At 31.6% G+C, this 24,637-nt stretch carries 26 protein-coding genes; 13 read left to right on the top strand and 13 right to left on the bottom strand.

What is annotated here, in order from left to right:
* Positions 1-229: 229 nt before the first annotated feature.
* From Q0891_RS16520 to Q0891_RS16560, 9 genes are all read right to left on the bottom strand, one after another.
* On the bottom strand, positions 230-595 hold the full coding sequence (locus Q0891_RS16520; RefSeq protein ID WP_299103440.1) for a transposase: 366 nt from the start codon (positions 593-595) through the stop codon (positions 230-232).
* A 194-nt stretch (positions 596-789) separates the two neighbouring features.
* On the bottom strand, positions 790-1,152 hold the full coding sequence (locus tag Q0891_RS16525; RefSeq protein WP_299103441.1) for a hypothetical protein: 363 nt from the start codon (positions 1,150-1,152) through the stop codon (positions 790-792).
* A gap of 23 nt (positions 1,153-1,175) precedes the next feature.
* Positions 1,176-1,550, bottom strand: coding sequence for a hypothetical protein (locus Q0891_RS16530; protein ID WP_299103443.1), 375 nt, complete (start codon positions 1,548-1,550; stop codon positions 1,176-1,178).
* A gap of 185 nt (positions 1,551-1,735) precedes the next feature.
* Positions 1,736-2,254, bottom strand: coding sequence for a hypothetical protein (locus tag Q0891_RS16535; RefSeq protein WP_299103444.1), 519 nt, complete (start codon positions 2,252-2,254; stop codon positions 1,736-1,738).
* Positions 2,255-2,600: 346 nt separating this feature from the next.
* Complete coding sequence (locus Q0891_RS16540) at positions 2,601-2,858, bottom strand: hypothetical protein (protein ID WP_299103445.1); 258 nt, start codon at positions 2,856-2,858, stop codon at positions 2,601-2,603.
* 78 nt (positions 2,859-2,936) lie between these two features.
* Positions 2,937-3,245 (bottom strand): co-chaperone YbbN, encoded by a 309-nt coding sequence (locus Q0891_RS16545; RefSeq protein ID WP_299103446.1) that lies wholly within the window; start codon positions 3,243-3,245, stop codon positions 2,937-2,939.
* Between the two features lie 6 nt (positions 3,246-3,251).
* Positions 3,252-3,896: a peroxiredoxin gene (locus tag Q0891_RS16550; protein WP_299103447.1), complete on the bottom strand. Its 645-nt coding sequence runs from the start codon at positions 3,894-3,896 to the stop codon at positions 3,252-3,254.
* A 213-nt stretch (positions 3,897-4,109) separates the two neighbouring features.
* Positions 4,110-5,774 carry a Na+/H+ antiporter NhaC family protein gene (locus Q0891_RS16555; protein WP_299103448.1) on the bottom strand — a complete coding sequence of 555 codons (1,665 nt, stop codon included), beginning with the start codon at positions 5,772-5,774 and terminating at the stop codon, positions 4,110-4,112.
* Between the two features lie 147 nt (positions 5,775-5,921).
* The gene (locus tag Q0891_RS16560; protein WP_299103449.1) at positions 5,922-7,121 is read right to left on the bottom strand and encodes an aminotransferase class I/II-fold pyridoxal phosphate-dependent enzyme; all 1,200 of its coding nucleotides are present in this window, start codon (positions 7,119-7,121) and stop codon (positions 5,922-5,924) included.
* Between the two features lie 160 nt (positions 7,122-7,281).
* Between Q0891_RS16560 and Q0891_RS16565 the strand changes: the two genes are divergently transcribed.
* The 6 genes from Q0891_RS16565 to Q0891_RS16590 all read left to right on the top strand — a co-directional run bounded on the left by Q0891_RS16565 (position 7,282) and on the right by Q0891_RS16590 (position 14,376).
* Positions 7,282-7,743, top strand: a complete 462-nt coding sequence (locus tag Q0891_RS16565; protein ID WP_299103450.1) for an Lrp/AsnC family transcriptional regulator — start codon at positions 7,282-7,284, stop codon at positions 7,741-7,743.
* 12 nt (positions 7,744-7,755) lie between these two features.
* Positions 7,756-8,526, top strand: a complete 771-nt coding sequence (locus Q0891_RS16570) for a LuxR C-terminal-related transcriptional regulator (RefSeq protein WP_299103451.1) — start codon at positions 7,756-7,758, stop codon at positions 8,524-8,526.
* A 257-nt stretch (positions 8,527-8,783) separates the two neighbouring features.
* Entirely contained in the window at positions 8,784-10,385 is a 1,602-nt protein-coding gene (locus tag Q0891_RS16575; RefSeq protein ID WP_299103452.1) for a S41 family peptidase, read from the top strand.
* A 97-nt stretch (positions 10,386-10,482) separates the two neighbouring features.
* Complete coding sequence (gene lpdA, locus Q0891_RS16580; protein ID WP_299103453.1) at positions 10,483-11,883, top strand: dihydrolipoyl dehydrogenase; 1,401 nt, start codon at positions 10,483-10,485, stop codon at positions 11,881-11,883.
* Positions 11,884-11,892: 9 nt separating this feature from the next.
* Entirely contained in the window at positions 11,893-13,083 is a 1,191-nt protein-coding gene (gene fabV, locus Q0891_RS16585; RefSeq protein WP_299103454.1) for an enoyl-ACP reductase FabV, read from the top strand.
* A 93-nt stretch (positions 13,084-13,176) separates the two neighbouring features.
* Positions 13,177-14,376 (top strand): site-2 protease family protein, encoded by a 1,200-nt coding sequence (locus Q0891_RS16590; RefSeq protein ID WP_299103455.1) that lies wholly within the window; start codon positions 13,177-13,179, stop codon positions 14,374-14,376.
* Here the strand turns inward: Q0891_RS16590 and Q0891_RS16595 are convergent.
* Positions 14,371-14,961, bottom strand: coding sequence for a hypothetical protein (locus Q0891_RS16595; protein WP_299103456.1), 591 nt, complete (start codon positions 14,959-14,961; stop codon positions 14,371-14,373). The genes Q0891_RS16590 and Q0891_RS16595 overlap by 6 nt on opposite strands.
* A gap of 341 nt (positions 14,962-15,302) precedes the next feature.
* Here Q0891_RS16595 and Q0891_RS16600 point away from each other — a divergent pair, with 341 nt between their 5' ends.
* The 5 genes from Q0891_RS16600 (at position 15,303) to Q0891_RS16620 (ending at position 18,442) form a co-directional block, all read left to right on the top strand.
* A complete protein-coding gene (locus tag Q0891_RS16600) occupies positions 15,303-15,707 on the top strand; it encodes a DUF2721 domain-containing protein (RefSeq protein WP_299103457.1) in 405 nt (134 codons plus the stop codon).
* A gap of 82 nt (positions 15,708-15,789) precedes the next feature.
* Complete coding sequence (locus Q0891_RS16605; RefSeq protein WP_299103458.1) at positions 15,790-16,383, top strand: RNA polymerase sigma factor; 594 nt, start codon at positions 15,790-15,792, stop codon at positions 16,381-16,383.
* Positions 16,367-16,540 carry a hypothetical protein gene (locus tag Q0891_RS16610; RefSeq protein ID WP_299103459.1) on the top strand — a complete coding sequence of 58 codons (174 nt, stop codon included), beginning with the start codon at positions 16,367-16,369 and terminating at the stop codon, positions 16,538-16,540. Before Q0891_RS16605 ends, Q0891_RS16610 begins: the two co-directional genes overlap by 17 nt.
* Positions 16,541-16,574: 34 nt before the next feature.
* Positions 16,575-17,402, top strand: a complete 828-nt coding sequence (locus tag Q0891_RS16615; RefSeq protein WP_299103460.1) for a hypothetical protein — start codon at positions 16,575-16,577, stop codon at positions 17,400-17,402.
* A 188-nt stretch (positions 17,403-17,590) separates the two neighbouring features.
* Positions 17,591-18,442: a hypothetical protein gene (locus Q0891_RS16620; protein ID WP_299103461.1), complete on the top strand. Its 852-nt coding sequence runs from the start codon at positions 17,591-17,593 to the stop codon at positions 18,440-18,442.
* A gap of 29 nt (positions 18,443-18,471) precedes the next feature.
* Here Q0891_RS16620 and Q0891_RS16625 read toward each other — a convergent pair whose 3' ends face one another.
* Both Q0891_RS16625 and Q0891_RS16630 read right to left on the bottom strand, forming a co-directional pair.
* On the bottom strand, positions 18,472-19,821 hold the full coding sequence (locus Q0891_RS16625) for a DEAD/DEAH box helicase (RefSeq protein WP_299103462.1): 1,350 nt from the start codon (positions 19,819-19,821) through the stop codon (positions 18,472-18,474).
* A gap of 41 nt (positions 19,822-19,862) precedes the next feature.
* On the bottom strand, positions 19,863-20,753 hold the full coding sequence (locus Q0891_RS16630; protein ID WP_299103463.1) for an aldose 1-epimerase family protein: 891 nt from the start codon (positions 20,751-20,753) through the stop codon (positions 19,863-19,865).
* Between the two features lie 309 nt (positions 20,754-21,062).
* Between Q0891_RS16630 and Q0891_RS16635 the strand changes: the two genes are divergently transcribed.
* Positions 21,063-22,364 (top strand): anthranilate synthase component I family protein, encoded by a 1,302-nt coding sequence (locus Q0891_RS16635; RefSeq protein ID WP_299103464.1) that lies wholly within the window; start codon positions 21,063-21,065, stop codon positions 22,362-22,364.
* Between the two features lie 96 nt (positions 22,365-22,460).
* On the opposite strand, the gene Q0891_RS16640 is transcribed toward Q0891_RS16635, so the two are convergent.
* Positions 22,461-23,093, bottom strand: a complete 633-nt coding sequence (locus Q0891_RS16640) for a hypothetical protein (RefSeq protein ID WP_299103465.1) — start codon at positions 23,091-23,093, stop codon at positions 22,461-22,463.
* A 254-nt stretch (positions 23,094-23,347) separates the two neighbouring features.
* Here Q0891_RS16640 and tilS point away from each other — a divergent pair, with 254 nt between their 5' ends.
* Complete coding sequence (gene tilS, locus Q0891_RS16645) at positions 23,348-24,619, top strand: tRNA lysidine(34) synthetase TilS (protein ID WP_299103467.1); 1,272 nt, start codon at positions 23,348-23,350, stop codon at positions 24,617-24,619.
* Positions 24,620-24,637: the final 18 nt, after the last annotated feature.

The raw sequence follows: 24,637 nt of genomic DNA on the forward strand, positions 1-24,637 counted from the left end.
TTAGCTTTTGTAAACTCATCATCTAATGATTTTATGAGTTTACGTACGCCTTCTCTAGGAAGGGATTTGCGTTTTTTACTGACTATTTTTATAATCTGTTGTTCTAGTTTTAAACGCTTATCAGCTCTAGATTTGTATTTATAATACGCATCACGTTTAAGTCCAAAACAACTTGCTATAGTAGATAAAGAAGCAAATCCCTTAGCTCTATTTCTAGTTTTAATAAAAGCTAGATATTGAGTTTTTTTTTAAGTTGCTGAACATTTTTATATCCTAATTTTTCTGCAGCTACTTCAAGATAAGATTCCTCTACCAATGCATCCAAATCCTTTTTAAGCAGTAGCTTTTTAAGTTTTTCATTCTCTTTTTGCAATGCTTTTATTCTAGATATTTCGTCTTTCGTTTCCACTTTTACTCTGGTGTTCATTAAGTCTTTACGATTATACTTTTTAATCCATTCATTGACTGTAGTAGGTGCAATAGAGTAGAGTTTACAAAGTTCGCTCTTTGTGTGTTTTCCGGTTGTAAGTTCCGCTAAAATTTTCAGTTTAAATGGTTCTGAATACCGTCTGATTACTTTGTCATTTTTGTACATAATGTTTAAAATAATGTAGCCTTTATTCAGGACGGGTCACTATGTTGTACAACGTTGTTGTATATGTTTTGTTGCGTGGTTAAGCACATGATTTAGCAAATAAAAACCGAATAGAAAATCCGCGAGGATTTTCGTAAGTAGGCTAGAACTAGCAATAAATTATATACGGTGTTGTAAGTAGTTTTTTATTTAGTTTATAATGTATTTGTTATTTCTTTTTCGTAAAACTTTCCTCTATCGTCAGTCGCAGTAACTTTTGGTCTTTTTCCATTTTCCCAAATAAGTTCAAATGATTTTAGAGAGTCAAATTCTACGTTTTGTGAATTGAAATGTTTACTTATGTTATCATACCAATATCCAATTGATTTAGTAATTCGGTCAGAAATCATTGTTTTTGGTTGGAATTCTTTAGTTTTCCAATCAATTTTTATATCATAATTCTTTCCACTTATTTTATTCAATTCATCAATTACAAAATCAGAATCAACATAATTTTCATAGCTTAAAAAGCTATGTCCAAAATTGTGAATTGCAGATAGAATATTTTTATACTTCATAATCTAAATTGCTTAAATGAATTTTAAAAATTAGATTTCTCCATTAATTCCATTTGATTTTTAATATGTCCAGATAAAAATTCTTTTTCTTTAGAGTTCAAGTTTTCCAGAATTCCAACTCGTCCATAAAAACTTATGTTTTCATCGTCTTTATGAACTAAAACAATTACAGGAAATCCAGTTTTCGCCTCAAACATTTCCAAGTCATTTTCCATTCCAGATTTCGGATTGTCACGGTCAAGAAAATATTTAAATCGAATGTTTTTTTCAGTGGGACTGTCAAAAGGGTCGCTTGTCGAAATTGCTGATTCGATAAAGCCTTGTACTTCATAAAAGTCAGACTCATTATAATCAGAATATCGTTTTTCGGACTCGCAAGATGAAAGTCCAAAACTCAATGATATCAATATGATTAGCGTTTTTCTCAAATTACTTACAACGTGATTGTGTATGGTTAGTTGCGTGTTTCAGCAACTAATTTAGTAAACAAAAACGAACGCGAGAAAATTCCGCAGGAATTTTCCAAATAATCAACGACTAAAGCAATTAAATATACACGTTGTTGTGCAACGTATTTTTATTTTCATAAACTTGGTACTTTTTTGTATTCATTAAGTATTTTGTCAATGTCATTTTGCGGAAGGTTAAATCTATTTGTTTTTCCTAAAAATCCTTTGTCATCAATTAATAAAACTAAGTCAACCAAGTATTCACTTATATTCATATTCATTCCTTCGCATCCAGTCCGATAAAAAATAGAATGTTCGGTATCGTCAATTACTCTAAGCATTAGCTCCATTTTATTTTTAAATTCAGGTTTTCTTAATAGTCCCTCGTATGCTATTGTCTTAATAGTTCCATTTGGATAATTAGTCAGTTTTATAAGTTCGGATTCGGTTGCGTTATTCATAATCCAATATCTTCTATCATATTGTTTAGGTTTACGTGGTGCAATTCCGACCCAACCACTTGAAATCCCACTATTTTCTGCAACTTTTACACTATCTCTAACTTGCTCGCTTATTCCATTCCAATTATAAGACCAAGATTTTTCATAAAATGAAGTCAAAACCGTAAATATTCCAATTCCGATTATGGTCAAAATTGGAAAAATCATTGAGAAACGATTCCTCTTTTTGTTATGTAGTTCGGTTTTTCTCATATGTTGCACAACTCCTTATATAATAACTTTTATTAACCATATCCCGTTAATAAACCAGAATATTAAACTATAAATAGTGATTAAAACGAAGTTAAATATTTTTATTAATATATCTATTTGTAAAGTTACATAAAGATTTCGAGATCAAAAGTTAAGCTAAAACTGTCTATTCTAAAAAAATAAATTACTATGAAACGAAATAACTAATACTTAATATATAATAGCTAAAAAATAAAAAACCACCTTGCTTTCACAAAGTGGTTTTATAAAGGATGTATATTAATTTCTATTTGTCAATAGAACCGAGAACACGCTGCATAAACTCATTTACGGCTTCTTTCTTAGGTTTACCATTTTGTATCATTCTGTTTACTTCAATGGCTCCATACATATTTGAAATTAGCTCACCAATAACATCTAATTCTTCATCTTTTAAAGAAGATACTTCTGTTAAGGCTTCTAATGTTTCAATAGTTTCAACAACAAAATCCTCATCGTTGTCTTCAATAAATTGTGTTAAATGTTTTATTACTGGTAATTTCATTGTGATATACATTTTTATCGTCTTCAGCCCAAACTAAAAGTCCTAGTTTTAAAATGCGCTCAGCCAGACAATTATTAATTAAGCAACTTCATTAACAAGATCTTTTAAAACATCAAACTTGTTAGTTTGTACTTGGTTTACAAATTCCCCGTTTTTAAAAGTGGCGAATGTTGGTAAATTATCAACAGTGGCAAGCTTTCTACTTTCCGGAAATTTCTCGGCATCAGCGATAACAAAAGTTATGTTTTCTAACTCAGAAGCTAGTTTCTTAACTTTAGGTTTCATTATACGACAGTTGCCACACCATGTTGCTGAATACTGTACTACAACTGTATCGTTATCCGCGATATAGCTCTGTAAGTTATCTTCGTTTAATTCTGTAACCATAATATATTAGTTTGCTTGTGCAGCTAAATACTCAGCTGTTGCTTTTGCATTAGCATTCATTGCTTCTTTTCCTTCTTCCCAGTTTGCAGGACAAACTTCACCTTTTTCTTGTACGTGCGTTAAAGCATCGATAATTCTAAGGTATTCGTTAACGTTTCTACCTAATGGCATGTTGTTAACGCTCTCGTGTTGTATAGTGCCTTCTTCATCAATGATGTAAGTTGCTCTATATGTTACGTTGTCACCTTCTACAGTTACTAAGCCTGTTTCTTCATCAAACGTTTCATTAAACGTATCTAAGATACCTAACGCTGAAGCTAAGTTACGGTTAGAGTCTGCTAAAATAGGGTAGGTAACACCTTCAATTCCACCATTATCTTTTGCTGTGCTTAACCATGCAAAGTGAACTTCTGCAGTATCACAAGACGCACCAATTACAATTGTGTTTCTTTTTTCGAACTCACCTAAAGCAGCTTGAAAAGCGTGTAATTCTGTTGGACAAACAAAAGTGAAATCTTTTGGGTACCAGAATAAAACTACTTTTTTGTTGTTGTTTTTTGCTTCCTCTAAAACGTTCACTTTAAAAGTGTCGCCTAGATCATTCATTGCGTTTACGTTTAAATCTGGAAATTGTCTTCCTACTAATGCCATGTGTTTTATAATTTAATTGTTAATTAATTTCTAAGGCAAATTTAGTAAGGCGTTTTGTACTTTTTAATAGGAATTGATTATCATAAAGAATAGTGAAATAGCAAGTGTATATGGCAACAAAAAACAAGTCGTTTTATTGTCATTTTGATAATATCTGAAGCATTAATATGTCAACTTGATAATTTATAAGGAAAAAGCCTGAGTGGGTCGCTATTATTTTTTTGTTAACATTTTTATTTTAATTCTTAATGCTGCAAAAAGTAAAGTTGTAAATGGACTTAGCCAATTGAAAATGGCATACATAAAGTATTCGCCAACGCCAACGCCTAACACACCACTTTGGTATGCACCACAGGTGTTCCAAGGAATAAGGACGGAAGTTACTGTCCCAGAATCTTCTAAAGTTCTACTTAAGTTTTCAGGAGCTAAACCTTTGTCTTCATAGGCCTTTTTAAACATTTTGCCAGGAATAACTATGGCTAAGTATTGGTCTGAGGCAATGACGTTTAGACCTAAACAACTTAGCACAGTGCTTGTAAATAAGCCAAAAATTGTAGTTGCTACAGAGAGTAATGCTTTTGTAATTCTAGATAATGCTCCAATACCATCCATTATCCCTCCAAAAATCATAGCACAGACAATAAGGTAAATCGTCCATAACATACCATTCATTCCACCAGAACCAAATAATTGTTTTAATTTATCTATTGTTAAAAGTCTACTAAGACTATCCGTTTTGATGGCGAGTGTATTTTGGTCGTAATTAAATGGACTAAAGATGTCTTCTAATTCTGAAATAGAAAAGTTTTTTTCAATGCCACCATCTGTAAAAAGTGTTTCGAGATGCGAATTGTTTCCTATGGCTTCAATATCTTGAGCATTTAATGTAGCCATATAAGACGTATCGTCTATAGGAATATTAGTATCTGTTAATACGGAATTAACGATAGTTTTAGATGTAGAATTTGATACAGTTTCTAAAACTTCGGGCTGAAATATAAGCGCAAAAACAATCGCTAATACAACGCCTGAGCCTAATGCAATTAAAGGTTTCGTTTTTAATAAAATTAAAGCTACTACAACGACAGGGACTAAAAATAACCATGGTGTAATATTAAAAGTAGCATCAATCGTTTCTAGTATTTGAGATATATCTGTATTTCCTGAGGTGTCTATTGATGCACTGATTATTCCAAAAACAACTAAAGTGACTAAAATTGTGGGTACAGTTGTTATCGTCATGTACTTTATATGCGAAAACAAATCGGTTCCTGCCATTGCTGGTGCCAAATTGGTAGTGTCACTTAAAGGCGACATTTTATCACCAAAGTAAGCGCCAGATATTACAGCGCCTGCAATCATTCCTGGATTAATACCTAATGCTGTACCAATACCAACTAGTGCAATACCAACAGTTGCAGATGTGGTCCATGAACTACCTGTAGCAATAGAAATTACAGCTGCAATAATAACAGAAGCAGGTAAAAATATTTCTGGACTTAATACTTGTAAACCATAATAAACCATAGCTGGTATTACGCCACTGACCAACCATGTGCCAGCCAATGCGCCAACTAAAAACAGTATAACTATAGGTACAAATACACTTTTTAAATTTTCCCAAACCTCTTTAAGCATGGTATTAAGTGAGGTTTTATTAAAAAAACCAACAACGGCTGCTACTGCACCTCCTAATAGTAAAATTATTTGATTAGTATAAGCACCAAACCATTCACTACCTTCAACAAAAAAGATATTGTAGGCGAGCATACCCATTAATATGACAACAGGAATTAAGGCTTCAAAAAGGTTAAGTTCTTTATTATCAATAATTTGTTGGTCTTCGATGTCAATTTTAGATGAATCGTGGTCTTTCATTTTAGTTGCGTTTGGTCTTGTAATGTTACGATTTTGTTAAGTCAATTGCAAATAGATTCCTTTGTAGAGCGAAAGAATAAAAAAATGGTTAGATCCTTTTTTGTGAAAAAGAAGCCAACCATTTATACCTAAAGTCTCGTGATTTCTTTATAAAATACCCAGTTCTTTCATGCAAGTTTTCATATTATTATAAGTGCGTTCAATGTCAGCATCTAAACCAATTGAAAAACGAATTAACCCATCGCTTAGTCCCATTTCTTTTTGTTCATCTTCAGGTATTTCAGAAGATGTAGAGCTTCCTGGTGCACTAAAAAGGGTTTTATAAAAACCTAAGCTAACAGCAAGATAACCTAAGTTTCTTTCTTGCATTAATTCCATAAGTGCATTGGCTTTATCTAAAGAGCCAACATCAATGGTTAACATGCCTCCAAAACCGTATTTTTCATTCATCATGGATTTAAATAATTCATGAGATGGGTGAGACGCTAAACCTGGATATACTGTTTTTAAACCATCGTTTTCAAATTTTTCAGCCAAAAAAGTCGCGTTGTGGCTATGTTGCATCATTCTAATGTGCAGTGTTCTTAGGTTTTTAAGAACAGATGCAGAACGTAAACTATCCATTGTAGAGCCTAATAACATTGCAGCTCCACTGTTAACGTTTCTAAGATCGTCAATTAACTCTTGCGTTCCACAAACAACACCTCCAACAGTATCTGAAGAACCATTAATAAATTTAGTTAAACTATGGGCAACGACATCAGCACCTAATTTTATAGGAGAAATCGATAGTGGAGAAAACGTATTATCTACTATAAGTTTTAAATTGTGTTTTTTTGCTATTGCCGCTAAACCTTTGATATCTGCTACTTCTAAAAGCGGATTACTAACAGACTCACAATACAAAACTTTTGTGTTTGGCGTAATTGCCGCTTCAACAACATCTAATTTCGTTATATCTACAAACGTGGTATTTATACCCAAACGTGGTGTAAAATTTTTAAGAAATGCATACGTACCACCATAAATAGTTCTACTGCTTACTATATGATCACCAGAACCACAGAGTTGAAGCAAAACTGGTGTTATTGCTCCCATACCAGAAGCTGTAACTGTTGCGGTTTCTGTACCTTCCATAGCTGCTAAAGCTTCGCCTAAATATAAATTAGAAGGTGATGAATGACGTGAGTATAAATAACAACCATCTGCATTGCCTTCAAAAGTATCAAACATAGTTTTTGCTGATAGAAATGTGTAGGTTGATGAGTCTGAAATAGAAGGATTTACGCCTCCGAATTCTCCGAAGTATTGTAAATCTTGAATGTTGTTTGCAGGTTTAAATGCCATAGTTTAATGATTTGTTTATTGTATTCAAATGTCGTACAAATAAGAATAATATTCAACAGTTAGGGTGGAACTTAGAAAATATAATTGTAATAAGTATAATATTTAGATTTAAAATCTTTATATTTAGTGTAAATATGATTTATTCCGAAAAATTATAAGTATGATATTTGACGAAACCGATAGAAAGTTGCTTCATTTGCTACAAGTTGATAGTAAGCAAACAAACAAAGCTTTGTCTACGAAATTAAATTTGTCTGTTACTGCGGTTTATGAGCGCATTAAAAAGCTTGAAAAAAGTGGAATTGTAAAACAATATGTTGCTTTGGTTGATAAAACCAAAGTACAGAAAGAATTCGTAGCATTTTGCCATGTAAAATTGGTGCAACATTCTCAAGATTATGTAGTTAAATTTGAACGAGAAGTTAATCAACTTAACGAAGTTTTAGAATGTTATCATCTCAGTGGTGATTATGATTATTTGCTTAAAGTTTTGGTAAAAGATATGAAAGCGTTTAGGGAATTTATGGTTGAAAAACTTACCAAAATAGATCATATAGGTAGTACACACAGTATGTTTATGATTAACGAAGTAAAACATACAACGGCAATTTCTTTAAATTGATTATATTAGGGTATGAGAACAGCGCACATAAAGGACTTATATAAGTTTATATTTAAATCTTACGACAAGCCATATCTACAAGAACATATCAATAAGATTATGGAATTAGATTCTTTTCTTCCTTATAGTTCAACTTTTTTTTGTGTTACTAATACTCAAGAGTTGTCTTTTGAATATATCAGTAAAAATTATAAAGCTTGTTTAGGTCTTGATCCTAATGAATTAAAAACAAAAGGCATGCGTTATTTTTGGAGTAGAATTCATCCAGATGATGTAGATGCGTGGTTAGAAGCCTTAAATGGTTTAATGGAATATACACTTAGTGAAATTCCTGAAAACAAAAGAAAAGATGCTAATTACACATGGAATTTTAGAATTAAAAATGCAGATGGTGTCTATGTTAATATAGTACAAAACACAACACCTTTAGTCTTTGATTCTACCGGAAAACCAATTATTGGTTTAGCACATTACACGGTTTTAAGTCCTAATATTAAAATGGAAATTACGGCTTCTGCAAAATTGTTAAATGATAAACAAGAGTATGAAACCATATATTTTAATAATTTTTCTCAAAAATTACTCAGTGAAGGCATAAGCAATAGAGAACGCGATATTATTAGGCTCTTAGTTTTAAACCATACAAGTAAAGAAATTTCTGAAAAGCTAAACATAAGCTCACACACAGTAGATACACACCGAAGAAATATATTAAAAAAGCTAAATGTATCCTCTACTGGTGAGCTTGTAGGTATGCTGAAAACAAAACAACATTGGTTATAAGTATATAAAATACTCAAATTGAGTATTGTTGAATACTAAATGTTTATTGATATTTGACATGCTATTAGCAACTTAGGGAAAATATGTCCATACTTAGAGTTTAATTGATAAACTTTGGGTTTGGACTTTTTTTATGCCATAATTTTAAAAATTTTTAATTCAAAATAATTATAAAGCAACCATTCTTAATATTTTTACGTCTATCTAAATAGAACCATCTGTATAATGGTAAAATTTATAAATATAAAATTTAGAATATGATCAAAAAAATACTACTCACGTTTAGCGTTATAGTGCTATTGGCATCTTGCGGAAGTGTTGAAAAACACAATTTACAAGTCACAAAATTACATTCTGTTGCAGATTTACGAGAGGACGTAGATAAATTATATACGCAACTAAAGCGTAACCATCCACACTTATATGAATTTACATCTAAAGACGTTTTAGATTTTAAGTTCGATAGCCTAAAAAGCGCTATTCAGAACCCAATGGATAGTCGTGCGTTTTACAAGCAGTTGTCACAAGTCACTAAATATGTAGGTCAAGGTCATATGTCTGTTTCGCCACCAGGTAAACAATTTAAAAGAAAAGAGAGAAAGGCTCTTAATAAAATGAAGTTTGATATCAATAATTTAGATTTTGAATATTTAGATGACAAACTTTTTATTGCAAATGCAAGAGGGAAAGATAGTGTTTTAATCAATGCGCAAGTGTTAGAGGTTGAAGGCGAAAAAACTCAAGATTTACTCGATAAATTCAAAAAACGAATAGCTTCAGATGGATATAATACAACATTTCATCAACGCGTATCGGGAAATCGTTTTTTATCTTACTATGTATATGATAAAGGACGTTTTGATAGTATAAGTCTTACATTAAAGAATTCAGATTCAACTTTTGTGAAACAGTACAAACGTGTTCTTAGAAAAGATTCAACCACTGCGAAAAATGATTCTATTAAAGTAGATTCTCTTAAGTTGAAGAAAAAGATAAAATTAACGAAAGAAGAACGAAAAGCTAAAAAATTAGAAAGCAAGGCAAAACGAAAATATAATCGTGATCATGGTTATAATTACTTAAGAAAAGAATACACACGTAACTTAAATTTTGTAGGTAAAGATAGTACTGTTGCATTGCTGAAAATAAGAGGATTCTCTAGAAATAAGTATGAAGATTTTTATGACCAAACCTTCAAAACATTAGACTCACTTAAAACGGATGCACTAATTATTGATCTAAGAAATAATTTTGGTGGTAGATTAAAGGAAATTACCTATTTGTATGGTTATTTAACAGACAAGAATTATACAATGATAAATACTAGTGAGGTAAATACTAAATTTCCAATACTAAAAAGTTTAATGAGTAATACAACACCAAATGGACTAAAAGTATTAGGAGGAGTTTTGACGCCAGTTTTTGCAACGATTGATATCTTAAAGGTAAAGAAAACAGATGGAAAATTATATTACAGGTTTAATTCGGCAAAAGAAAAAGAAGCACAACCATTAAACTTTAAAGGAAAAATTTATGTCCTCATTAATGGAAACTCGTTTTCTGCGTCATCATTGATATCTACACAATTGCAAGGTAGTAAACGCGCCACTTTTGTAGGCGAAGAAACAGGAGGAGCTTATAACGGAACAGTGGCAGGGTTTTACAAGTTATATGAACTGCCTAATACCAAAGTTAAAGCGAGAATTGGCTTAGCATTTATAGATGCGCCATACAAAACAACACCAGAAGGTTATGGTGTAAAACCAGATATTGAAATTATTCCAACATATCAAGATCGTTTAAATAATATTGACCCTGAATTAGAGTGGGTTTTAAAGGATATAGAAGAAAAAAAGTAAATAAATTACTTCTCTAATAATTAGATTTAAAGTTCGTAAATTATAATCTAAGTCGTATTTTTGTTTGTATATAAATAATTACACAAAAAACAAACTCATGAAATCATACGACGTAGCAGTAATAGGTTCTGGACCTGGAGGATATGTAGCAGCAATTCGTTGCGCACAATTAGGCATGAAAACAGCCATTATTGAAAAATATTCTACTCTTGGAGGAACTTGCTTAAACGTAGGTTGTATTCCTAGTAAAGCCTTATTGAGTTCTTCTCATCATTATGAAGAAGCAACTAAACATTTTAGCGAACATGGCATCGAAATTCCTGGCGACATCAAAGTTAATTTAGAAAAAATGATAGGTCGTAAGCAGGCTGTTGTAGATCAAACTACAGGAGGTATTGATTTCTTAATGAAGAAAAATAACATCGATGTTTTTGAAGGTTTAGGATCTTTTAAAGATGCAACGCATATTACAATAGAAGGTAAAGATGCTCAAGAAATTGAAGCTAAAAAAATCATTATAGCCACAGGGTCTAAGCCATCAACTTTACCATTTATTAGCTTAGATAAAGAACGAATTATTACTTCTACAGAAGCTTTAAAACTTAAAGAAATACCAAAACACATGATTATCATTGGAGGAGGAGTTATTGGTTTAGAGCTTGGGCAAGTTTATCGTCGTCTAGGAGCAGAGGTTACTGTTATAGAATACATGGACAGAATCTTACCTACAATGGACGCTGGTTTATCAAAAGAATTAAACAAAGTATTTAAGAAAGCAAAATGTAAAATGATGTTGTCTCATAAAGTTCAATCTGTTGAGCGTAATGGCGATGAAGTTATTGTAAAGGCTGAAAATAAAAAAGGAGAACTCGTTGAGTTTAAAGGCGATTATTGTTTAGTTTCTGTTGGTAGACGTCCTTATACAGATGGTTTAAATCTTGAAGCTGCAGGTGTAAAAATGACAGATAGAGGACAAGTAGAAGTCAATGAGCACTTACAGACTAACGTGTCTAATATCTATGGAATTGGTGATGTTGTAAAAGGAGCGATGTTAGCGCATAAAGCTGAAGAAGAAGGTGTTTTTGTAGCAGAAACAATTGCAGGACAAAAACCACATATTGATTATAATTTAATTCCTGGTGTCGTTTACACGTGGCCAGAAGTAGCTGCTGTTGGGAAAACAGAAGAAGAATTAAAAGCAGATAATGTAGCTTATAAAGTGGGACAATTTCCTTTTAAAGCCTTAGGAAGAGCAAGAGCAAGTGGAGATACAGACGGTTTTGTGAAAATCTTAGCTGATAAAACCACAGATGAAGTTTTAGGTGTACATATGATTGGCGCACGTTGCGCGGATTTAATTGCAGAAGCTGTAACAGCTATGGAGTTTAGAGCATCTGCAGAAGATATTTCTCGTATGTCTCACGCACATCCAACATTTGCTGAAGCTATTAAGGAAGCCGCATTAGCCGCAACAGACGACAGAGCTTTACACGTTTAGATTTTAAATATGATTATAGAACCAAAAACAAGAGGATTTATATGTTTAACATCTCATCCAAAAGGTTGTGAGCAAAATGTATTAAATCAGATTGAATATATAAAATCAAAACCGACCCAAAATGGTCCTAAAAATGTGCTAGTTATAGGTGCATCTACAGGTTTTGGTTTGGCATCGAGAATAACAAGTGCTTACGGATCTAATGCATCAACAATTGGTGTGTTTTTTGAAAAGCCGCCATCAGAAGGTCGTCCGGCTTCACCAGGTTGGTACAATAGTGCAGCTTTTGAAAATCAAGCCCATAAAGACGGTTTGTATGCAAAGAGCATAAATGGTGATGCTTTTTCTCACGATATAAAAGCGCAAACTTTAAATTTAATTAAAAAAGATTTAGGGAAAATAGATATGTTAATCTATAGTTTGGCTTCTCCTGTGAGAACACATCCAGATTCGGGCAAGCGATACAAATCGGTTTTGAAACCCATTGGTGATGCATTTACAAATAATACTGTAGATTTTCACTCAGGTATTGTGAAAGAAATTTCTATTGAGCCATGTTCTGGAGATGATATTGATAATACAATAGCTGTAATGGGAGGCGAAGATTGGCAAATGTGGATAGACCTGTTAAAGTCTGAAAACGTATTGTCTGAAGATTTTACCACAGTTGCATATTCTTACATTGGCCCTTCATTAACAGAGGCTGTTTATAGAAAAGGTACCATTGGTAGAGCAAAAGATCATTTAGAAGCTACTGCATTTAAAATTACAGAAGCTTTAAAAGATATTAATGGTAAAGGCTACGTTTCAGTAAACAAAGCGTTAGTAACGCAAGCGAGTTCTGCTATTCCTGTAATTCCGTTATATATTTCATTACTATATAAAGTGATGAAAGAAGAAGGTGTACATGAAGGTTGTATAGAGCAAATTGAAAGATTATTCAACGAACGCTTATATGCTGAAGATTTACAATTAGATGACGCAGGAAGAATACGTATTGACGATTGGGAAATGCGAGATGACATTCAAGCTAAAGTGTTAGAACTTTGGAAACAAGCTACAACAGAAACATTGCCAAATATTGGTGATTTAGAAGGTTATAAAACGGATTTTTTCAACCTTTTTGGTTTTAATGTTGAAGGTATAGATTACGATAAAGACGTAAATGAAATGGTTGCAGTACCTGGATTGCAAGAGTAATCCATAATAATATTCACAAAAGCGAACCGCATTACTTCATTAATTTAAAGTTGGGTTCGCTTTTTTTATTTTTCAATTTTCAAAATTACTAGCTTGTTCAAAATATTAAATGCCATATTTCCAATTTATTTTTGGCTTATCTTATTAATAGGAATTGTAGTTCTCGTTAATAATGTTAATGTAGAAATTGCATACTTATTACTTAACCTTGTCGCTTTTTTATTTTCAATAAAAGTAGGAGTTGTAATCCATGAGTTTGGCCATTTAATATTCGGTAAATTAGCAGGTGGCAATCCTAAACGTATTGTACTAGGTAAAAGTCATGAAGTAAAACGGTTTACTGTTTTTGATATTAAAATTATATTGAATAAGGATTTTAATGGCGGATTTGCTTTTGTTGAATTTCCTCCAGAAAAAAACACTAAGATCAATCAGTTTTTGCTGAGCTCAGGAGGCTGCTTAACCAATTTGATTGTTGCTGGATTATTATTGTTGTGCATAGACTTTAGTTTTTCTTTTCTTTCTAGTGATAATGGATTTCAGTTTACATCAGCATTTATATTTGCCAATTCTCTAATTGCTATAATTAGTTTAATTCCTTATCATGTTGAATACCAAGGTGTAAAAGTGCCTACAGATGGTTTAACTTTATTAAGGTTGCCATTTAAAAAAAATAATGCGAGTAATGTTGACTTTAATGCCTTTTTTGAAGCCCAAGAAAAGTTTGAAGAAAAAGAATTTGATGCGGCAATTCAACTTTATAAAAAATATATAAATATTGAAGAGACTAAGGTATTAGCTCATTACAATACAGGAATAATGTATTCTAAGAAAGGAGATATTGATGAAGGGATGTCATGGCTAGAGTCTTGTTTAAATCTAGTTGATAAAGAAAAAGATAAAATGATGTTTGCCCACATTAATAATGGTTTGGCTTGGTTAAAATTGGTAAAAGGGGATACAGGTCAGATTGATATTTTGTCTAAAACAGCCTATTCAATTAAGCCTAGTTTTTACTATTTTAAAGGGACAAGAGGTGCTGTTCTTATTGAATTAGGTAAAATAGAAGCCGGAATTAAAATGTTAACTCCTTTAGTTGATTTTAAATATCCCAATAGCCAAACCGTAACTGACGCTATTTTTTTATATTATGGACATACCGTTCTAAATTCAAATAAAAAGGCTCAAAAATTTTTCAATTTTGTCAGCAAAAATTTAGATAGATTAAGTGCAGATGAATTGTTGGTATGGAAAAGGATTCAAAATAAACTAAAAACCACAGAAGGATTATAATTCTTGAATTAAATCTTCAATTCGCATGCGTTTACTGTAATCATATTCATTAACATCTTTTACAAAACAATATGCGCTTATTTCGCCAGATTTGACTTTCTCAGCTAATTCTTCAACTTTAAATGGCCCAAATTCTTTAGATTGTTCAATGTAATAGAATTCGTGATCATAGATAATAGAACTTACTTTTTTCTTATATTTTTCCTTTAAGAATGTCTGTATATCTTCAACAGAATTTAATTCGTCATCGTAATTTGTAGAATTAATATACATAGCAAACTCTTCTTTCTCTTGGTTATTAAGAACCAAAATATCATCGTCCTTAAAATAAGCTTCTACTGTAATTAAACCATCTTCAGTTTCAATCGTAAAACTATTTAGAATATTTAAAGTCCATGAGGTTTTTATGACATCGTCTTTTCTTGAGATCTCAAGAATATTATCTTCCTTAAATGTGTAAATAGATTTCTTCTTAGAAATTCCATTAACTAAAACCCATTGCTGATTTATAAAATAAGTATCGTGATGACGCTCATAATTAAACGGTTTTAAATTTGGTATTGTTTCGTGAAGGTATTTATTCATTAATAGGTTATTCAATCAATAGCATTTGCTATAATAACGTTAGGTTTAGGACTTTAATTATCTAAAGTTAATAATTTTATTATTGTTTTAAAACTTCTCAGCAATAACTTCGATTAATGGTTAATCTTTTGTTATCAATTGTATTAATTTAATTAATTATTAAATGCCTTTAGCTATAAATATACTTGCGGTAATTTATTTAAATTACCTTCTAGGAAAATTAATGATAGGATTACAATATATAGGTGTTCGTTACTCTATTAAGAGTGCATTAATCTATTATAAAACAGTTCTTATTTTTTTAATCTCATATATTATTTCATTAATTTTGTAATTATAATATGGAAGAACTAACCCTCACAACACCAGCGCTTTTGTTCTCAGCAATTTCTTTAATAATGCTGGCTTATACAAATCGATTTTTAGCATATGCTGCTATTATAAGAAATTTAAGTGAAAAGTATATTGAGCATAAAAGTGCTTCTATTTTAAGGCAAATAAATAATTTAAAATTGCGTGTAAAATTAACAAGGTATATGCAAATTACTGGCATAAGTAGTTTGTTATTCTGTGTGCTTACCATGTTTTTGATTTATATTGATTTTAATCTTATAGCTATTTGGGCGTTTGGTTTAGGCCTATTGCTACTTATAGTTTCACTGTTATTTCTAATTTGGGAAATACAGATCTCTGCTAAGGCTTTACAACATCATTTAGTAGATATTGAAGATCATTTAATAAATTAAAAAAAAATATAAATAAATTGTGACGTCTTAAATAAAGAGGTGTCTTAATACTAATAACTAACTAATTTTATCAAAAATTCCCTTGACAAAAGACGCTATTCATAGCCTAACCGATGAAGCGCTTGTAGAAGCTATCGTAAGAAATAACGACACTATGTTGTTCGAAGTGCTGTACGATAGATATGCGAGTATGGTTTATAACAAATGTTATGGTTTTGCTAATGGAGTAGATGAAGCTAAGGATTTGACCCAAGATGTTTTTTTAAGGGTCTTTGTGAAATTGGCAAGTTTTAAAGGGCGTTCAAAATTTTCTACTTGGTTATATGCATTTACATATAATCATTGTGTAAATTATGTCACGAGAAACACAGCTAAGAAATTAGAGAAAAAATCTATTAGTTCAGAAGTTATTGACATTGAAAATATAGGAGAGGATGTTGATTCTACACTCGAGTTTGCGGACATGAGAGTAGAACAATTGAAGAAAGTTATGGAGTTGATATCTCCAGATGAAAAAATGATTTTATTATTAAAATATCAAGATAATTTATCGATAAAAGAATTATCTGCGGCTTTAGATATAGGAGAAAGCGCAGTTAAAATGCGATTAAAAAGAGCGAAAGAAAAACTAGTACAGAAGTACACAAATTATACAAAAGATGGAAAATCCATTTAGTAAAATAGATCAGCCTTTAAAGGAAGTTCCGATGGAACTGAAAGGGAAAGTTATGCATGATATTGCAATGGCTAAGCTTTTTATGGAAATAGCTGAATTATTTTCGTATAATATTGCACATGTCATTGATAGTGTAACTAGTAAACGCGTAAAATAGGATACTTAATAAACCCTAACAAAAAATTATTAGTATGGAAAAAATGAATGAATTTTCAGATGTAGCAATGAAGTCTCTAACAAATATTTGGTTAGAGATTACTAAAATATTCCCAAATATTATTGGTGCCCTTATAGTATTAATTATAGGTTGGATTGTTACTAAGTTAATTGTAAAAGTCATAAAAAAAATTTTAAAATTAGCCAAAACACATAAACTTGATGAAAAGATTAATGAAATAGAAATCATTGAAGGTAAAGAGCTTAATTTTAATACAGTAAAAGTTGTTTCTAAGGCTGTAAAGTATATAATGTATATTGTGTTGCTGGTAACAGCATCAGATATAATGGGCTTAGATATTATAACACAACAGATTAGTGATTTAATTTCTTACTTACCAAAACTTTTTGCCGCACTTATTGTATTTATTGTAGGTCTTTTATTTGCTAATTTCGTTAAGAATGGCCTTAAATCACTTTTTGAATCTATGGATTTGTCTGGTGGTAAAATGATTAGTCAGGTTGTGTTTTTCTTATTGTTAACTTTTATTTCTGTTACAGCTTTAAATCAAGCAGGTATTGATACTGAGATAATTACTAACAATATTAATATGATTATTGCTGCTTTTTTATTAGCTTTTGCCATTGCATTTGGTTTAGGTGCTAGAGAAGTAGTAGGTAAGTTGTTAAATGCTTTTTATGCACGTAAAACCTATGAGGTTGGGCAGAAAATTATATTCAACAATGAAACTTACACAATTGATGCTGTGCAAAGCATTTCGGTAATTTTAAAAAATAAAGAAGGAAAACTTATTGTTCCTATAAAAGATATAGTAGAAAATCAAGTACAATTGCAGGATTAACTATGAGGTTAGGGTCATGGATTCTGTGTTTACACGGGATACGATCCTGCTAGTACTTGAGATTATAAAGCCCTTTTCATTTATTTGATAAGGGTTTTTTTTATGATGTAACGTGTGTAAAAAGAAACAATACATCTAAGAATATCCTTATATTAACTATCCGAGAAAGAGGATCAAACGTTAACACTATGAAAATTCATGGATTTATAATTTTTGTAATTATTGCTTTCACATTGATGGGTTGTGAAAATGATGAAAATAACCCACAAGAAGCAATAGAAGAGAGTTACTTATTTGAAGATGGGTTTGAAACTCAAAATGACCTATTGGAGGAGTTGTTTCCTACTAATGGTATGCGATGGACCACAATTCAACAGACAGATCCAACAGACGCAACTAACGAAATTTCAATTTCAAATACTCAATTCAATGAAGGGCAAAATGCACTACGTGTTCTTGCTTATCAATCAGATTCGGACTTGTCAAAAATAGATATAGAAAAGAATGGGTTAAATATTGTTGTAGGAGATATAGTTAAAATAAGCGCTAACTTTTATATCGTTGGCACTGAACCTATCGAAAATCTATTGCTCCTTGATTTAGAGTGTTGTTCTTGTTGGGACCCAAATGTTGGCAGTAATTATGGTTCTGAAAACCAATGTCCTGGTGTTAGATTAATGATGTCTGGTGGTAATGATTATTTGTCAATTGAAAGAGGAAAAATTTCTGGAACTACAATGCAACAAACAACGTTAGCTTTTCCAAGAAATCAATGGGTTACTGTACTATGGGAAATGACTATGTCAGATAATGAAGATGGACTTAACCGATTAACAATTAATGGTACTGAAGTTATCAATGAAGCTGGAATGAATATGCCAAATGCACAAGTTTTTATAGATGTCTTTCTAAATCAAGGTATTGATTTTACCCTACAAGAACCTGCTTCTTACGAACGTGTTCAAGTAGGTGTAACCGCTAATCCTACAGCTGGAAATATAGAATTATTTGTAGATGATTTTTCAATAAAAGTAGAATGAAATTCTGTTAACAAAACTGTAGCCAACAACTACTTTTTATTACGACGATTATAATTCTTGTCGCCTCGTGTTTTTGGCTTCTTGTATTTTGCTGCTATCTTAAACTTATAAGAACCACCTAAATTTTCTTTTGAATTCTTTTCAGACTTTTCATGAAAAGCTGGTCCTGGAGCATCAGCATCACTTCGTTTTATAGGATTGTTACGCTCTCTAATTTGTGGACGTTCTTCTTCAATAAGTTCGGTAGAAACTTCAACACTTTCAGGAATCTCAAGCGTTTCAATTTTCATTTGCATTAATTCCTCAATACGTTCTAAACCTTCTTTTTCTTTATCAGTAGACATTAAAATGGTATGACCTTGCTTTTCGGCTCTTCCGGTTCTACCAATTCTATGCATGTAGTTCTCTGGATAATCTGGTGTATCAAAATTAATAACATGAGAAACACCTTCTATATCTAAACCTCTTGCCATAACATCTGTGGCAACAAGCAATCGGTTTTCGCCCTCTCTAAATTGTTCAATACTACGTAATCGGTAATTTTGTGTTTTATTAGAGTGAATAACACAAGATTCACTTGGGAATAATTCTTCGAGTTGATTAAATAATCGGTCAGCCATTTTCTTATAAGCCACAAAGATTAAAACTCTTGAAAATTCTTCTTTATCATGAAGTAAATATTCTAACAAATTTACTTTGGTGTAAAAGTTAGGCACATCATAACGTTCTTGTTTAATGTTTTCTAAAGGTGTACCCGAAACGGCAATTGATATTTTAGTAGGATTAGTGAAAAAATCAGTAATTAATTCATCAACATCTTTAGTCATCGTTGCCGAAAACATGATGTTTTGTCTGCGTTGTGGAAGAATATCAAAAATGTTCATCAGTTGATGCCTAAAACCTAAGTCTAGCATCACATCAACTTCATCAATCACTAATTTCTGAATAGATTTTAGTTGCAACACTCTGCTTACAGCTAAATCGTATAAGCGTCCTGGTGTCGCTACAATAATATCTTGGCCTTGTGCAACAGCTTGTTTTTGTGTATTTATATTGGTGCCACCATAAACACCCAAAACTCGGTTGTTAATGTATTTAGAGAATTTTTCAATCTCACTAACCACTTGTACCACTAATTCTCTGGTTGGTACTAAAACCAAAACTCTAGGATTATCTTGTCTAGAATATTTTAGATTCCTTAAAATAGGTAGCATATAGGCCAATGTTTTACCAGTACCAGTTTGTGCAATACCAACAACATCTTTACCAGATGCTACCACACTAAATGATTCTTCCTGAATTGGAGTAGGTGTGGTAAACCCTAAATCATCTAAGGCGTTATATAAAGGTGTGTTTAAATTTAGGTCTTGAAAAGTCACGTTGCAAAGTTTTGTGCAAAGCTACCATTTTATTATTCAACTTAAGATAAAAGGTTTTTTTCTATTTCAATGCTATAGTCGGCTTCAAAAATGGCACCAGATTTTAAACTCAAAACCCCTTCTTTGTTTTCAAGTTTTTGGTCTGTAGTTTCATTATCAGCAATACCCAACCAAGGCTCAATACAAACGTAAGGTGCATTTGGTTTTGCCCAAATACCTAATTGCTTAAAACCTCTGAAGTTAACGGTTAAAACTTTGCCTTTTATTTTGTGTGTTAAGCTTACAACCCTAGATTTTAAATCTTTAAAAATTAAAGCATCAGCATTAAATAAATCGGGTCTTAAATTAATTTTATGTCCATCAGAAAATGCAGGTCTTGTTTCGTTGGTTAATAGCCCATTATCCATATTTAATAGATAAGTTTCGCTGTCTTCGTTGTGTTCAAAATCTAAAAAATAATCAGTGTAATCTTCATCTTTCGTCAATGGACAATTAAAAGCAGGATGTCCGCCTAAGGAGAAATAAAGCGTCTTTTTATCACGATTTGTAACTGTATGATTAATGGTTAATATATTTTCTGTAAGTGTATAAGTAATTTCAAACTCAAACAAAAAAGGATATAACTCATAGAGCTTATCATTAGATGATAAACTAAATGTGATACTAGAATCGGATTGACTTTTAATTATAAAATTATCGTTATGTCTCGCAAATCCATGCTTAGGCATATGGTAAGTTTTGCTATTGTAAATGTAGCTGTCGTTTTTCATGCTACCAATAATAGGAAACAAGTTAGGTGCATGACTTCCCCAAAATTCAGGGTTTGCTTGCCATAAAAATTCAGTGTCATTTTTTGCTGAAGTAATATTACATAATTCGGCACCTTTAGATTTTATGTTGATTTGTAATAAGTCATTTTTTAAACTATACATATCTTCTTATTTTTTCTGAAATATACAATTCTTGATATTTTTTCGCTAGTAAAATTAATATTTATCCTTCAAAATTTTCAATTACAATTATTTGCTTTAGTCTTCAGATTAATACAAATTAATCTTTTAAAATAACCCTAAAGTCCCCTCAAGGGGACAGTCTCACTGTTGTGCTTAAAAAAACATTAAGAATTGTCCTCTTTTGGGGTGTAAAATCAGAATAAATAAATATTTTCCCATACCTCAAACATTAAAATGGCAATTAAGAAAATCATATTAATTCAGTAACTTGCAGCAATTATTTTCCTATTGAGAACAACACAAATTCATCAGCCTAAAAATTTAGAAAGCTTTAAGCAAAATTTATTGCTTTGGTCGCAACAATTCGATGATGTTTTGTGGTTAGATTCTAACAACCATACTGACCAATACACTAATTACGATGCGGTTTTGGCAGTTGATGCGTTTACAACTTTACGTACAGATTTTTTTGATGCCTTTGAACGTTTAAAAGAATATCAAACATCAACAAAAGACTGGATATTTGGTTATTTAACCTACGATTTAAAAAATACCACAGAACGCCTAAAGTCTCAAAATTTTGATGGTTTAGAGTTTCCTGATTTGTATTTCTTTCAACCTAAAAAACTGTTTTTGTTTAAAGATAATCAAGTTGAAATTCAATATTTAAGAATGGTTGATGATGAGATTGAAGATGATATAAGATTAATTGAGTCTATTGTCATTTCTAACGTAGTCGAGAATCCTCATAATCCAGTAAAAATTAAACTAAGAATTCATAAAGACGATTATTTCGAAAAGGTCACTAAAATGCTAGCACACATTCAAAGAGGCGATATTTACGAAGCCAATTTTTGCCAAGAATTCTATGCTGAGAACAGCGAAATAAATCCACTTGAAACCTTTAAGAAACTTAACGAAATCTCAAAACCACCATTTGCAAGTTTTTTAAAGTTTGAGGATAAATATATGATGTCTGCTTCGCCAGAACGCTACATTAAAAAAGAAAGCATAACAGTAATTTCGCAGCCTATAAAAGGTACAGCGAAACGTTCTACAAATAAAACAGAAGACCTAAAACTCGCAGACGATTTATCTAAAGATTTAAAAGAGCGAAGCGAAAACATTATGATTGTAGATTTGGTAAGAAATGATTTATCGCATACAGCCATAAAAGGAAGTGTAGAAGTGAAGGAGCTGTGCAAAGTATATTCCTTTTTGCAAGTCCACCAAATGATTTCTACGGTTCAATCTCAAGTAGAATCAGATACAAATCCAGTAGATATTATTAAAACTACGTTTCCAATGGGAAGCATGACAGGTGTTCCAAAATTATCGGCAATGCAAATTATTGAAAACCTAGAAGAAACCAAACGCGGTTTATACTCTGGTTCAGTTGGTTATTTTACACCAAATGGCGATTTCGATTTTAATGTTATTATTAGAAGTATCCTTTATAACGAATCAAAAAAATACATTTCATATTCAGTAGGAGGAGCCATCACAGCAAAAAGCGACCCTCTTAAAGAATATGAAGAATGTTTGGTTAAAGCCAAAGCGATGCGTGAAGTCTTGGAGAAGCCCCTTTAATTCCCCAAAGGGGGAAAACTAATACACGAGAAATACATGTGCGACTGATTCTTTCTTTTGCGACTCTGCGTCTTTGCGAGAGAAATTAACGATTTGCTACTCAATATGTCTTCTAAACGTGCGCTTAACCTTATCAAAAATAGCTTCAATACGTTTTTGTTCAATTTTTTTAATTTTAGCAATAGATTCAAAATCTAATTTTCCAAAAATGTATAAATCCATTATGTTAGAGACATTAAATGGTAACCAGTTGTAAAGTTTATCAAATGCTCTAGGCGATTGTTTAGTGGATAAATCTTTAACTTCAAAAGCGCTTAAAATAGAGGTTTCTTTATCAGAATACAGTTGTAATAATTCGCCTTCGTTTTGGTTGTACGATATATCGTTGAGCTCTGTGTTTAAAATAAAATCAAAATCGCCATCAATAGTGTAATCTTCACTAAGTTTCGATAGTTCTTTTTTTAGCAAAGCATCTGTGCTAATCGTTTCTTTATGGTGCGCTTCGTTTTTAAAAAGTACATTCATATAGTTATCAACTATTTTAAATAGCTCAAGTTTTACAGCTAAATGTTCTGCTTCAATGTCAAAATCTTTATCATAGAGTTCAATAATACTCTCGTCAATAATTCCGTTTGAGGAAAACATATTTTTTGGTAAAATACCTGTAGATTCAGCAATATAAATTCTGTGTTTTACATAAGGATGTAAATGTGGTATGGCAGAAAGCACCTTTTTTTCAAAGGCATTTCGTGCTGTTTCTGATGTTAATTCTTCTGATACACTCCTGACCTGTTATTTTTAAATTCATTTAAAGTTAAATAAAAAGTAAATACATCAATATGATAAAAGTCATTTTAACAGCAGTCATTTTGGCTTAAATAACATTAAACTTTGCTGATTAGAGGCTCATTTGGATTGAATAATTTCAATATCTTTGAGCTGTGCTAATAGACTTCAAAAATCATATAATTGATAAGCTTTCCATGTTGAATGACCGCAAACTACTCATTGCTATTTCTGGTGGAATAGACAGTGTGGTATTAGCGCATTTATGTCAAAACTTGAATTTGAATTTCTCACTAGCACACTGTAATTTTAATTTAAGAGCAGAGGAAAGTGACAAAGACGAAGCCTTTGTTATGGAAATGGCTGAAGATTTTGATGTTGAAGTTTTTGTTCAGAATTTTGATACAGAAACTTATGCCACAGAGCATAAGCGTTCTATACAAATGGCAGCGCGCGAGTTGCGTTACGATTGGTTTAAGGAATTGGCAGAACAGCTAAATTTCGATTATATTCTTACAGCGCATCATGCAGATGATAATCTAGAAACCTTTCTTATCAACTTTACAAGAGGAACTGGGCTGAATGGTTTAACCGGAATCCCAATGATAAATGATAACGTGGTAAGACCATTGTTACCATTTTCTAGAATTCAAATTGAAGCCTTCGCAAAAGCGCATCAAATTACTTGGCGAGAAGATGCCAGTAATGCATCTAGAAAATATCTGAGGAATAAGTTAAGGCACGAAATAGTGCCAATTTTAAAAGAAATCAATCCGCAATTATTAGACAGTTTTCAAAATACGCTGAGTCATCTTAACGATACACAACTGATTGTTGAAGAGCGATTATTGGATTTTAAGAAGCGAGCTATTATTTCGGAAGATGATTTAGGAATTACCTATAAAATTTCAGAGTTTAAAGCGGTTAAGAATCCAAAAGCTTATTTATTTGAGCTATTTAAAAATTATGGTTTCACAGAGTGGAATGATGTTGTGGATTTGTTAGATGCACAATCTGGTAAATTAGTAAAGTCTAACTCGCATCGTTTAATAAAGCATCGTGAGTTTTTAATTCTAACAGAATTAAAGGATTTTGAGGAAAGTGAAACATCTCTTTTGATGTCAAAAAATGATAACGAAGTAGAAACACCATTTGGTAATATGTGTTTTAAAGAAGTTGAAACAATTTCTGAGACCTCAAAGCATATTATTTACGTTGATAAAGACCTTTTAAAATTTCCTTTAGAATTAAGACTTTGGAAAGAAGGAGACACATTTCAACCATTAGGAATGTCAGGTAAAAAGAAAATCAGCAAATACCTAAAAGACGAAAAAGCATCATTAGTAAAAAAAGAAAATACTTGGGTGTTAACTTCAGAAGATAAAGTAATTTGGGTCGTTGGTAAACGTGCAGACGAACGGTTTAAAGTAAAAACCAATACAAAAGTAATACTTAAAGTGATTATTTAGTATTTTAAACTTAAGTGA

Origin of the sequence: uncultured Winogradskyella sp. (assembly GCF_947498005.1) — a bacterium.
Taxonomy (GTDB): domain Bacteria; phylum Bacteroidota; class Bacteroidia; order Flavobacteriales; family Flavobacteriaceae; genus Winogradskyella.